Consider the following 12,278-nt stretch of genomic DNA (forward strand, 5'->3'; position numbering starts at 1 on the left):
CGATGAATAGTCCTGTTTATGATTTTATCGCCATCGGCGTCGGCCCGTTTAACCTTAGTCTGGCTTGTCTGACCGATCCGATTGACGAGCTTAACGGCGTCTTTCTCGACCAGAATCCAGGCTTTGACTGGCATACCGGCATGATGCTGGAGAGCGCCCATCTGCAAACGCCGTTTATGGCTGATCTGGTGACGCTTGCCGATCCCACCAGCCGCTTCAGTCTGCTCAATTATATGAAGCAGACCGGCAAACTGTATCGTTTTTATATCCGCGAAGACTTCTTTCTGATGCGCAAGGAGTACAACCAGTATTGCCAGTGGGCCAGTGCGCAGCTGAGTAATCTGCACTGGAATACCCGCGTGGAGTATGTCAGCTATGACGACGCCCTGCAGTGCTACCGGGTACGCAGCAGTTCCACGGTGACCGGTGAGACGCAGAGCTGGCTGGCGCGCAAACTGGTGCTTGGCACCGGGCCATCCGCGTGGATGCCGCCGTGCAGCCGTCAGCATCGTCAGCGCCTGACCCACTCCAGCCACTATCTGGCGGATAAGCCGGCATTGCAGCAGAAAAACTCGATTACCGTACTCGGCAGCGGCCAGAGTGCGGCCGAGATTTTCTACGATCTGCTGGGCGATATTGACCATCATAACTATCAGCTTAACTGGGTGACGCGCGCCCCACGCTTCTATCCGCTGGAGTACACCAAGCTGACGCTGGAGATGACCTCGCCGGAGTGGATTGACTACTTTCACGCGCTGCCCGCCAGCAAGCGTGATGAGCTGAATACCAGACATAAGAATCTGTATAAAGGGATTAACGGCAGTCTGATAAATGACATCTACGACCTGCTGTATGTTAAACAGCTGGATGGCGATCTGAACGTTAATCTGTTTACCCATTCCGAACTGACCGATATGCGCTGGCTGCCAGAGGGTGAATTTGAACTGTCGCTGCATCAGCAGGAGCAGGGCCAGCACTATACCCGCCGCAGTGAAGGAGTGGTTATGGCGACCGGTTATCAGTATCAGCCACCGATGTTTGTCGAAGGCATTGCTGACCGCCTGCGCTGGGATGATAAAGGCCGATATGACGTACAGCGCAACTACAGCATCGATCAGCATAACCAGATCTTTGTGCAGAACGCGGAGCTGCATACCCATGGCTTTGTCACCCCGGACCTGGGGATGGCCTGTTATCGCAACTCAGTGCTGATCCGCGAGCTGGTCGGGCGCGAAGTCTATCCGGTGGAACGACAGATTGCTTTCCAGACCTTCCCGGCGCAGTCGGAGGTGAAAAATGAGCGCTGATGCCCTCTACAGCTGCGCGCGCAGCGCCGGTGAGTTCACCTTGCGCCCGATGCAGCCCGAGGATGCCGGGCTGGTTTATCGCTGGGTGACCCAGGATTATGCCCGCTTCTGGGGCATGCAGGACGATTCGTTCGATACGGTCGCCAGTTTCTACCGCAATCTGACGCGTGATAACCCTAATGCGGCGCTTATCGGTTGTTGCAACCAGCAGCCGGTATTCCTGATGGAGTTCTATCAGGCGCAGCAGGATCAGATAGGCGAATTCTATCCGGCTCGCGACGACGATTACGGTATGCATATCCTGATCGCCCCGGCGGAAAAACCGATTCGCCAGTTTAGCTGGCAGGTGTTCAGTACGGTAATGGATTACATGTTCAGCCTGCCGCAGGTGGCGCGGGTGGTGGTGGAGCCGGACGTGCGCAATCACAAGATTCATCCGCTGAATAAGCGCGCAGGCTTTCGTTATCAGCGCACTATCGATATGGGACACAAGACCGCCTGGCTGGCTTTCTGCCAGCGAGACGATTATCAAAAAGCTTTATTGCAGGAAACCCTGAATATGACCAATACCTCAACGCTTCTGAACGGTAGCCATCTTGCCAGCGACCACTGGGCACAGGCCAACCGCATGCTGATCCGTAAAGCGATTTCTGAATTCGCTCATGAAATGCTGATTGAACCAAAAAAACTGGCCACCGGTGATAAATGGGACAGTTACAGCCTGGCGGTGCCCGGCAGTGAAGCGGAATACCGCTTCAGCGCCGTGCGTCTGGCGCTGGATCACTGGGCGGTCGATGCTGAGTCGCTGCGTAAGCATCAGAATGGCGAACCGCAAAAGCTGGATGCGCTAAGCTTTATCGTCGAGTTTAACCAGCAGATCGGTATTCCGGCCACTATGCTGGCGACCTATATGGAAGAGATCACCAGCACCCTGTGCAGCAGCGTATTTAAACTGCAGAACAATGTGCCGGACAGCGCCGCGCTGACCCGCGCCGATTTCCAGACGGTGGAAGCGGCGATGACGGAAGGCCATCCCTGCTTTGTCGCCAACAATGGTCGTATCGGTTTTGATGCGCGCGATTATCTGGCTTATGCGCCGGAAGCCGCGACACCAATCAATCTGGTGTGGGTGGCGGTGCATCAGCGCAACGCGCACTTCTCCAGTATTGATCAGCTGAGTTATGAGCAGGTGATGCGTGACGAACTGGGTGACGCGACAGTGGCTGAATTTAATGCGCATCTGGATAAGCTGGGGGTGGCGCGCGCTGACTATCTGTTTATGCCGGTGCATCCATGGCAGTGGCAGAATAAGCTGTTAACGGTATTTGCGCCGGATATTGCCGCACGCGATATTGTTTATCTTGGCACCGGCGACGACCAGTATCAGGCGCAGCAGTCCATCCGTACCTTCTTTAACCGCAGCCAGCCAGATAAGCGCTATGTCAAAACCGCCTTGTCGGTACTGAATATGGGCTTTATGCGCGGCCTGTCGCCTTACTATATGGCCACCACACCAGCAGTAAATCAGTGGCTGGAAGGTCTGGTGAAGAATGACAGCTGGCTGCAGAAGTGTGATTTCCGCATCCTGCGCGAAGTGGCGGCTATCGGCTATCACAACCGCTATTATGAGCAGGCGATCAGCGGAGACTCCGCCTATAAGAAGATGTTTGCGGCGTTATGGCGTGATAACCCGGTCGTCAGTCTGCAACCGAATCAGCGCCTGATGACCATGGCGTCACTACTGCATGTCGATCATCAGCACCAGCCGCTGCTGCCTGCGCTGATTGCCGATTCCGGTGTCAGTGCCGAAAGTTGGGTAACCGCTTATCTGCGCTGCTATTTAAGTCCGCTGCTACACTGCTTCTATCAGCACGATCTGGTGTTTATGCCGCACGGTGAGAACCTGATTTTACTGCTGGAGAATAACCTGCCGGTCAGCGCCTATATGAAAGATATTGGTGAGGAGATCGCGGTGCTGAACCCGGATGCGGTACTGCCAGAGAAAGCACAGCGCCTGGCGGTAGATGTGCCGGAACACCTGAAACTACTCTCGGTGTTCACCGATGTGTTCGACTGTATTTTCCGCTTTATCAGCGCTATTCTGGCCCAGGATAATACCCTGCCGCAAGAGGTGTTCTGGCGCTGCGTGGCGGATTGCGTTAAGGAGTATCAGCAGGCGCATCCGCAGCTGAACAGCAAGTTTGCCCGTTATGACCTGTTTATGCCGGAATTCCAGCGTTCATGTCTCAATCGTCTGCAACTGGCCAATAACCAGCAGATGATTAACCTGTCGGATCCGGCGGAGAACCTGAAGTTTGCCGGTACCTTAATTAACCCTATTGCGGCATTTGCTGACAGACGATAGTTCATCAAACCGTCGTTATTCTGTTTTACTCTGAACGCGATCGCACTGGCGATCGCGTTTTACGTTACTGGAAACAAGGAGCCTGGATGGCGTCGTCGTATACCCCGGTGTCGAATCTTACTTTACGTCACCTGATTTTTCCCCTCTCACTGGTGCTGTTCGAGTTCGCGACCTATATCGCCCACGATATGATCCAGCCGGGTATGTTGCTGGTTACCGAAGAATTTCGCGTCGGACCGGAGTGGGTGTCTGCTTCGCTGACCGGCTATCTGATCGGCGGCATTGTATTGCAGTGGCTGCTGGGACCGCTGTCGGATAAATATGGCCGCCGCCCGGTGATGCTGGTCGGCGTCGCCTTCTTTGCCCTCTGTTGCGTGGTGATGCACTGGGTGAGCAGTATTGAGCAGTTTATCGCGCTGCGCTTTTTGCAGGGCATCAGCCTCTGCTTTATCGGCGCCGTTGGCTATGCTGCAGTGCAGGAGGCCTTTGATGAGACACTGAGCGTACGCATTGCTGCCCTGATGGCCAACGTTGCGTTGCTGGCGCCGATCCTCGGTCCGGTGGCGGGCGCCGCCTTCCTTGGCTTTAGCGGCTGGCGCAATATGTTCTATCTGTTTGCCGTGGTCAGCGCCCTCGCCTTTATTGGCCTGTGGCGCACCATGCCGGAAACCGCGGGTGATCGAAACCATTCCATCTCGCTTAAATCAATGGGCAGTGGCTATCTGGCGCTGGTAAAAGATCGTCAGGTGATGAGCGGTTCACTGGCGATTGGTCTGGTGATCACCCCGATGCTGGCGTGGGTTGCGTTGTCGCCGGTGATACTGATCCATGACGCCGGTTTAACGCGGATGACCTATGCCCTGTTGCAGCTGCCGATTTTCCTCGCGATGGTGGTCGGCAATCTGACACTCGGTAAACTGGCGGGACGTCTGCCGATTGAACAGCCACTGCGTCTCGGCGCCTGGCCAATTATGCTCGGTCTGCTGGTGGCGCTGATCAGTACGCTGGTGGATAACCATAACTACTGGTGGCTGATTGCCGGACTGAGCTTCTACGCCTTTGGCGCCGGGCTGGTCAATGCCGGACTGTACCGTCTGACGATGTTCGCCAGCGAGGCAGGCAAAGGCAGCGTGGCGGCAATGGTCGGGATGTTCAGTATTGCGGTATTTGCGGTTGGCATTGAGGCGGCCAAATATGCGTATTTTGCGGGCGGCAATCTGCTGTTTAGCCTGGTCAATACGGTTTGTGGCATTCTCTGGCTGGTGCTGGTGCGGGGCTTTTTGCGCGAGCGGAAACGTCGTACGGCGATTAAAGCGATTCAACCATAGCGGGCGGCGATAACGCCGTCCCTACTACAGAGTATCAGGAACGCCGTACGGGAGCCGTTATCGGCTCCCGTTCAAATGGCGTTGTCGCTGCCAGTTCATATTATTTCTTCGGATACAGCTCGTCGCGCTGATAAGGTTCTGGCTCTCCCTCTTTGCGCGTTTTCAGCAGCTTCAGAATCCAGGCGTATTGCTCCGGATTAGGCCGCACAAAAATTTCCACCTCTTCGTTCATCCGCCGCGCCAGCGTGACATCATCAGCATCGAGCAGATCGTCCATCGGCGGACGAATATGCATATGCAGCTGATGGGTCTTATTGTCATAAGTCGGGAACAGCGGCACCACTTTGGCGCGACATACCTTCATCAGACGACCAATTGCCGGTAAGGTGGCTTTATAGGTGCCAAAGAAATCGACAAATTCGCTCTGCTCAGGACCGTGATCTTCATCAGGCAGATAGTAGCCCCAGTAACCCTGCCGCACCGAACTGATAAACGGTTTAATCCCGTCATCACGCGCATGCAGGCGACCACCGTAGCGACGGCGCACTGCGTTCCACACATAATCCACCAGCTCATTACGCTGATGATGGAACATACCGGCAATTTTCAGCCCTTCAGACGCCATCAGCATCGCCGGAATATCAATAGCCCAGCCGTGCGGCACGAGGAAAATCACATTCTGCTCAGTGTCGCGCAGCTCATCCATAATTTCGCGGCCGTGCCAGACAATGCGATCACGCATCTTTTCCGGCTTACGTAACGCCAGCTCAGCCACCATCGCCATTGACTGCGGCGCGACAGCAAACATCTCATCGATAATTGCTTCACGCTGTGCTTCAGACAGCTCAGGCATACAGTAGAAGAGATTGATCTGCGCCCTGCGCCGCGCGCTACGGGCAAACTTACCGGCAGTGCGCCCAAGTGCGCCCAGCATGGGATCTCGCACGCTCGCCGGTAGCAGCGCGATACCTGCACAGGCGCCAATTGCCAGCCAGGCGCCCCAGAATTTCGGTTTAAGGAAAGCCTTTTGAAAGACGGGAATAAATTCACTATTACTTTTTTTACTGTTTTCCATGCACTACCCTCAACCATAACGGGGTAATGATAGTGCTAATTAATTAATTTTCAATCATTAAGCAAGGCTGTTAAAAAACCGACGGGCTTTTCGTCGGTTTTCCGGGCAACAACAGAGGCTTGTGGTCAGCGAAATAGCCGCTACTCAGGATACAAATCCTCGCGCAGGTAAGGCTCTGCCTCCCCCGGCTTACGCGTTTTTAACACTTTCAGAATCCAGGTATATTGTTCAGGGTGCGGCCTGACAAGGTTCTCAATCTCCTCATTCATCCGGCGTGCCTGGGTAACAGCATCAGCGTTCTGCAGATCGTCCATCGGTGGACGAATATGCATATGCACCTGATGACGCTTACTGTCATAGGTCGGAAACAGCGGCACGACTCTGGCGCGACACACTTTCATCAGACGGGCAGCTGCCGGTAACGTCGCTTTATAAGTGCCAAAAAACCCGACAAACTCACTCTGCTCAGCCCCGTGATCTTCATCAGGCAGATAGTAGCCCCAGCTGCCGTTACGAACGGAATCGATAAACGGCTTAATCCCGTTATTACGCGAAAACACGCGGGCGCCATAGCAGCAACGCACTTTGTTCCAGATATAATCCACCAGCTGATTACGCTGATGCTGGATCAGACCGACGCCTTGCACTCCTTCAGCGGTTATCAGCATAGCCGCGATATCAATTGCCCAGCCGTGAGGCACCAGAAAAATCACGTTCTGCTTGCTGGCGCGCAACTCATCGATAATTTCGCGGCCATGCCAGACCACACGCTTACGCAATTTTTCCGGCTGACGTAGCGCCAGCTCGGCCACGACCGCCATTGACTGCGGCGCAACGGCAAACATCTGGTCGATAATGTCTTCACGCTGCGTTTCTGTTAGCTCTGGCATACAGTAATAGAGGTTGATGCGCGCGCGCCGCCGCGCCCGACGGGCAAATTTACCGACGGTGCGGCCCAGTGCACCGAGTAATGGGTCACGAAGCGTGACAGGCATCAGTGCGATACCGCAACAGGCGCCCAGCGCTAACCATGTTCCCCAGTATTTCGGCTGCAGAAAGCGGTATTGAAATACAGGTCTGAATTCCATTTTCTTATGCATGCTATTTTCCATTAGCACCTTACCCTACAGTGTTCGGTCAACCTTCCTTTGACTGAAGCGCTGACAATGACTCCACCACTTATTTTATCTCAGTTAAGACGAAAAAACCGCCCCTGTAACAGGCCGGTTTTTATTGGTAATCACGCGAATATCAGTTGAAGCTGAGCTGCGGAGTAACCTCTCTGACCTGCGCCAGATAATCTTTGCGATCGCTACCTGTCAGCCCTTCAGAACGCGGCAGTTTGGCGTTTAACGGATTCACTGCCTGATTGTTAATCCAGATTTCATAATGCAGATGCGGACCGGTTGAGCGGCCGGTATTGCCGGACAACGCGATACGATCGCCACGCTTCACCTTCTCGCCAGGTTTGACCAGCAGTTTTTTCAGGTGCATATAGCGGGTCATATACTGACGACCATGACGAATCGCCACATAGTTACCCGCGCCGCCGCTGCGTTTGGCGACCACCACTTCACCGTCACCCACGGCCAGCACTGGCGTACCGACCGGAATGGCGAAGTCGACGCCTTTATGCGGCGCAATACGTCCGGTAACCGGATTCAGGCGGCGCGGATTAAAGTTGGAGGATACACGATACTGTTTCACCGTCGGGAAACGCATAAAACCGCGCGCCAGACCGGAACCGCTGCGATCGTAAAACTTGCCGTCTTCGGCGCGAATCGCATAGTAATCTTTGCCGCCGGTGCGCAGACGGACGCCTAACAGCTGGCTCTGCTCACTTTTGCCATCCATCATTTCGCGTGACATCAGTACCGAGAACTGATCGCCTTTACGCAGTTTGCGGAAGTCCATCTGCCATTGCAGCGCTTTAATCACCGCGCTGGTTTCACCGCTGGTCAGTCCGGCGCGCTGCGCGCTGGCGGCAAAGCTGCCACTCAGCTCACCGCGCAATACGTTGTTCTGCCATTCACCCTTCTGCATTTCGCTGGAAGCTTTAAAACCGTTGCCGGAGCGATCGTAGGTGCGGGTTTCACGGCGCGACATTTCCCAGGTCAGACGCTGTAACTGGCCGTCATCGGTTAAAGTCCAGGAAATTTGCTGACCGATTTTCAGATTAGTCAGATCCTTATCGGCTTTCGCCAGCTGATTGATATCAGCCATCTCAATGCCGTACTGATTAAGGATGCTGCTTAAGGTGTCACCGGTCGATACCGTGTAATCGTGAGTGCCGGCTTCATTTGGCACATCCTCATCGATTTCATCTTTCGGGATATCTTCTTCCGGTGCAGGGGTTGGCTGATCGATAGGTTCACTGGCTTCCGGCAGCAAGGTACGCAGCTCGTTTTTATCCAGCTCGATATGTTTAACGATCGGGTTTTCGCTATCAACAGGGTGATAAACGTATGGCCGCCATACAGCGACGGCCAGGGTTACGACAGTCAGCGACCCCAGCATAACTCGATGGGGACGCGGTAAGTTGTTGAACGCCATGGCGACAGAGCGGGCTATCTGCTGCACTTTTTACTATTCCTCTATGCTCCTTTCAGGCAGCTCACATACTGGCTCGACAACTGTGAGAGGAATTTCACATAGCTGTCTTTTGTTAAGCTGATACCCATTCCCAGCGGATCTAAGGTGCCTTTTCGCACAGAGGTTCCGCGGGCAACGGCATCGATGACGGCCGGCCTGAATTGTGGTTCAGCGAAAACGCATACGGCTTTCTGCTCAACCAACTGTGTTCGAATTTGATGTAAGCGCTGGGCGCCCGGTTGGATCTCAGGATTTACGGTAAAATGCCCGGCAGGCGACAACCCGTAGTGTTTTTCAAAGTATGTGTAAGCATCATGAAAAACGAAATATCCCTTCCCTTTTACCGGCGCAAGCTCGGCACTAATCTGCTGGTCAGACTTCGCCAGGCTAACTTCGAATTGCTGGAGGTTAGCGTCTAGTTTGTCTTTGCTTTGCGGCATAAGTTCCAATAATTTTTCATGGATTGCAACCGCCGATTGCCTTGCTATCTCTGGGGATAACCATAAGTGCATATTGTACTCACCGTGGTGGTGGTGGTCATGCCCCTCTTCTCCAGGCTCAGAATGACCCTCATCATGGTGCTCATCCTCTTCGCCACCGCGAATCAGCAGGGGTTTTACTCGCGGTAATTCAGCCAGTTCGAGGTTTTTCTGCGGCGCTAATCCGGCCGCTGGCTTGGTTAAAAAAGCTTCCATTTCAGGGCCAATCCACACCACCAGATCCGCGCTCTGCAAGCGTTTAACGTCAGATGGGCGCAAGGCGTAGTCATGCTCTGACGCACCATCAGGAAGCATAACCTCAACCGGGGTGACACCGTCGGCAATCGCTGCGGCGATAAAACCGAGGGGTTTAATTGAGGCCACCACCGCCGCCGAGGCAGGCGCAGCAAGCGAAGCGGTGAATCCCAGCGCCGCAAGGGCTGAAAATAAACGTTTTTTATTATGTAACATAATGCGTCAATCCATCGTGATTAGCTGATGGAGTGTGATATTATAACATTCGATATCTTCTGCAACCTGTAATTGATGATGCCCTCACTTATCACTCTGGAAAACATCTCGGTGTCCTTTGGTCAACGCCGCGTGCTGTCTGATGTTTCATTAAAACTGGAACCCGGACGCATTCTTACGCTGCTTGGCCCCAATGGCGCCGGAAAATCGACGCTGGTGCGCGTGGTGCTCGGCTTAATTGCCCCCAGCGCCGGTAAACTCGATCGCCCTGCCGGTTTGCGTATTGGCTATGTGCCGCAAAAACTGCATCTCGACTCCACCCTGCCGCTGACGGTCGATCGCTTTATGCGCCTGCGTCCCGGCGTGAAGCGCGCCGATATTCTGCCTGCGCTGAAACGCGTGCAGGCCGGGCATCTGCTGGAATATCCGCTGCAAAAACTCTCTGGCGGTGAAACGCAACGGGTGCTGCTGGCGCGTGCGCTGCTGAATAATCCGCAGCTGCTGGTGCTGGATGAACCGACGCAGGGTGTCGACGTCAATGGCCAGGTCGCGCTGTATGATTTGATCGATCAGCTGCGTCGTGAGCTGAACTGCGGTGTGCTGATGGTTTCCCATGACCTGCATCTGGTGATGGCGAAAACCGATGAAGTGCTGTGTCTTAACCAGCATATCTGCTGCTCCGGCACCCCGGAAGTGGTATCTACCCATCCGGAGTTTATTTCGATGTTTGGCCCGCGTGGTGCCGAGCAACTGGCGATTTATCGCCATCATCATAATCATCGTCACGATTTGCAGGGACGTATTATTTTGCGCCGGGGACAGGGTCCGTCATGATTGAATTGTTACTGCCTGGCTGGCTGGGCGGCGTGATGCTGGCCCTTGCCGCCGGTCCGCTTGGCTCGTTTGTAGTCTGGCGTCGTATGTCCTATTTTGGCGATACGCTGGCGCATGCTTCGTTGCTTGGCGTCGCCTTTGGCCTGCTGCTTAATATCAACCCGTTTTACGCGGTGATTGCGGTCACGCTGCTGCTGTCATTTGGTCTGGTATGGCTGGAGCGTCGTCCGCATCTGGCGATCGACACCCTGCTGGGGATTATGGCGCACAGCGCCCTGTCGCTCGGTCTGGTGGTGGTCAGTCTGATGTCGAACGTGCGCGTCGACTTAATGGCCTATCTGTTTGGCGATCTACTGTCGGTAACGCCGGTTGATCTAATCGCCATTGCGCTCGGCGTCACGCTGGTGCTGGCGATTCTTGGCTGGCAGTGGCGGGCGCTGCTGTCGATTACTATCAGCCCGGAGATGGCGCAGGTGGATGGCGTCAATATTCAGCGCACCAAACTGCTGCTGATGCTGGTAACCGCCCTGACGATTGGCGTATCGATGAAGTTTGTCGGTGCGCTGATTATTACCTCACTGCTGATTATTCCGGCGGCCACCGCGCGGCGCTTTGCCCGTTCACCGGAACAGATGGCGGCAGTGGCGGTAGCGATTGGCGTGCTGGCGGTAACCGGCGGGCTGACCTTCTCGGCGTTTTACGATACGCCTGCGGGACCATCAGTGGTGCTGAGCGCTGCACTGATGTTTGTGATCAGTATGGTGAAAAAGCCCGCGGTTTAAATATCGCCTTCCCCCACATGGTGGGGGAAGGAAATATCAGAATTCGCGGGTAATGCCGAAGTGTTTATAGGCGTGCTGAGTGGCGATACGTCCACGCGGAGTACGCTGAATAAAGCCCTGCTGGATCAGATACGGCTCCAGCACATCTTCTATGGTTTCGCGCTCTTCACCAATCGCCGCCGCCAGGTTATCCAGCCCCACCGGGCCACCGGTAAACTTATCAATAATCGCCAGCAGCAGTTTGCGGTCCATATAGTCAAAGCCCTGGGTATCGACATTCAGCATATCCAGCGCTTTCGACGCTACATTGCCACTCAGCTCGCCGTTGGCGCGCACTTCTGAGAAGTCACGCACCCGGCGTAGCAGGCGGTTAGCGATACGCGGCGTGCCACGGGCGCGACGCGCAATTTCCAGCGCGCCCTCTTCGCTCAGTTCCAGTCCCAGCACCGCGGCGCTGCGGCCAACGATATACTGTAGATCTTCAACGCGATAGAACTCCAGGCGCTGCACGATACCAAAGCGATCCCGCAGCGGTGAGGTTAACGAGCCTGCACGGGTAGTAGCGCCGATCAGGGTAAACGGCGGCAAGTCGAGTTTAATCGAACGCGCGGCCGGACCTTCGCCAATCATAATATCCAGCTGATAATCTTCCATCGCCGGATAGAGCACTTCCTCGACCACCGGTGACAGACGGTGAATCTCATCGATAAACAGCACGTCATGCGGTTCGAGGTTGGTCAGCATTGCCGCCAGATCCCCGGCTTTCTCCAGCACCGGACCGGACGTGGTACGCAGATTGACGCCCATCTCGTTAGCGACAATATTGGCCAGCGTGGTTTTACCTAACCCCGGCGGGCCAAAAATCAGCAGATGATCGAGTGCTTCACCGCGCATTTTCGCCGCTTCGATAAAGATTTCCATCTGCTCACGCACCGGCTGCTGACCGACATATTCCGCCAGCAGCTTAGGACGTATCGCACGGTCAATTACCTCGTCTTCAGAGATAATACCCGGCGATATAAGGCGATCGGCTTCAATCATGCAT

The 12,278-nt window shown here is 54.8% G+C and carries 10 protein-coding genes; 5 read left to right on the forward strand and 5 right to left on the reverse strand.

Annotation, left to right across the window (positions count from 1 at the left end):
- The first annotated feature begins 2 nt into the window (after positions 1 to 2).
- The 3 genes from J2125_RS01190 to J2125_RS01200 all read left to right on the forward strand — a co-directional run bounded on the left by J2125_RS01190 (position 3) and on the right by J2125_RS01200 (position 5,000).
- On the forward strand, positions 3 to 1,307 hold the full coding sequence (locus J2125_RS01190; RefSeq protein ID WP_017802874.1) for a lysine N(6)-hydroxylase/L-ornithine N(5)-oxygenase family protein: 1,305 nt from the start codon (positions 3 to 5) through the stop codon (positions 1,305 to 1,307).
- Complete coding sequence (locus J2125_RS01195) at positions 1,297 to 3,672, forward strand: GNAT family N-acetyltransferase (protein WP_017802875.1); 2,376 nt, start codon at positions 1,297 to 1,299, stop codon at positions 3,670 to 3,672. The genes J2125_RS01190 and J2125_RS01195 overlap by 11 nt, the downstream gene beginning before the upstream one ends.
- Positions 3,673 to 3,758: 86 nt before the next feature.
- Positions 3,759 to 5,000, forward strand: coding sequence for an MFS transporter (locus J2125_RS01200; RefSeq protein WP_017802876.1), 1,242 nt, complete (start codon positions 3,759 to 3,761; stop codon positions 4,998 to 5,000).
- Positions 5,001 to 5,100: 100 nt separating this feature from the next.
- Here J2125_RS01200 and lpxM (J2125_RS01205) read toward each other — a convergent pair whose 3' ends face one another.
- The 4 genes from lpxM (J2125_RS01205) to znuA form a co-directional block, all read right to left on the reverse strand.
- Positions 5,101 to 6,075: a lauroyl-Kdo(2)-lipid IV(A) myristoyltransferase gene (lpxM, locus tag J2125_RS01205; protein ID WP_017802877.1), complete on the reverse strand. Its 975-nt coding sequence runs from the start codon at positions 6,073 to 6,075 to the stop codon at positions 5,101 to 5,103.
- Between the two features lie 140 nt (positions 6,076 to 6,215).
- Positions 6,216 to 7,187 carry a lauroyl-Kdo(2)-lipid IV(A) myristoyltransferase gene (gene lpxM / locus J2125_RS01210; RefSeq protein WP_017802878.1) on the reverse strand — a complete coding sequence of 324 codons (972 nt, stop codon included), beginning with the start codon at positions 7,185 to 7,187 and terminating at the stop codon, positions 6,216 to 6,218.
- 139 nt (positions 7,188 to 7,326) lie between these two features.
- Positions 7,327 to 8,655 carry a murein DD-endopeptidase MepM gene (gene mepM, locus J2125_RS01215; RefSeq protein ID WP_026111946.1) on the reverse strand — a complete coding sequence of 443 codons (1,329 nt, stop codon included), beginning with the start codon at positions 8,653 to 8,655 and terminating at the stop codon, positions 7,327 to 7,329.
- A gap of 14 nt (positions 8,656 to 8,669) precedes the next feature.
- Positions 8,670 to 9,617 carry a zinc ABC transporter substrate-binding protein ZnuA gene (gene znuA / locus J2125_RS01220; RefSeq protein ID WP_017802880.1) on the reverse strand — a complete coding sequence of 316 codons (948 nt, stop codon included), beginning with the start codon at positions 9,615 to 9,617 and terminating at the stop codon, positions 8,670 to 8,672.
- Between the two features lie 78 nt (positions 9,618 to 9,695).
- Here znuA and znuC point away from each other — a divergent pair, with 78 nt between their 5' ends.
- Together znuC and znuB are read left to right on the forward strand one after the other, a co-directional pair.
- A complete protein-coding gene (gene znuC / locus J2125_RS01225) occupies positions 9,696 to 10,451 on the forward strand; it encodes a zinc ABC transporter ATP-binding protein ZnuC (RefSeq protein WP_026111947.1) in 756 nt (251 codons plus the stop codon).
- A complete protein-coding gene (gene znuB, locus J2125_RS01230) occupies positions 10,448 to 11,233 on the forward strand; it encodes a zinc ABC transporter permease subunit ZnuB (RefSeq protein WP_017802882.1) in 786 nt (261 codons plus the stop codon). The genes znuC and znuB overlap by 4 nt, the downstream gene beginning before the upstream one ends.
- A 36-nt stretch (positions 11,234 to 11,269) precedes the next feature.
- Here the strand turns inward: znuB and ruvB are convergent, their stop codons facing one another.
- Complete coding sequence (ruvB, locus tag J2125_RS01235) at positions 11,270 to 12,274, reverse strand: Holliday junction branch migration DNA helicase RuvB (RefSeq protein WP_017802883.1); 1,005 nt, start codon at positions 12,272 to 12,274, stop codon at positions 11,270 to 11,272.
- Positions 12,275 to 12,278 lie beyond the last annotated feature (4 nt).

The sequence above is a fragment of the Winslowiella toletana genome, assembly GCF_017875465.1.
Classification (GTDB): domain Bacteria; phylum Pseudomonadota; class Gammaproteobacteria; order Enterobacterales; family Enterobacteriaceae; genus Erwinia; species Erwinia toletana.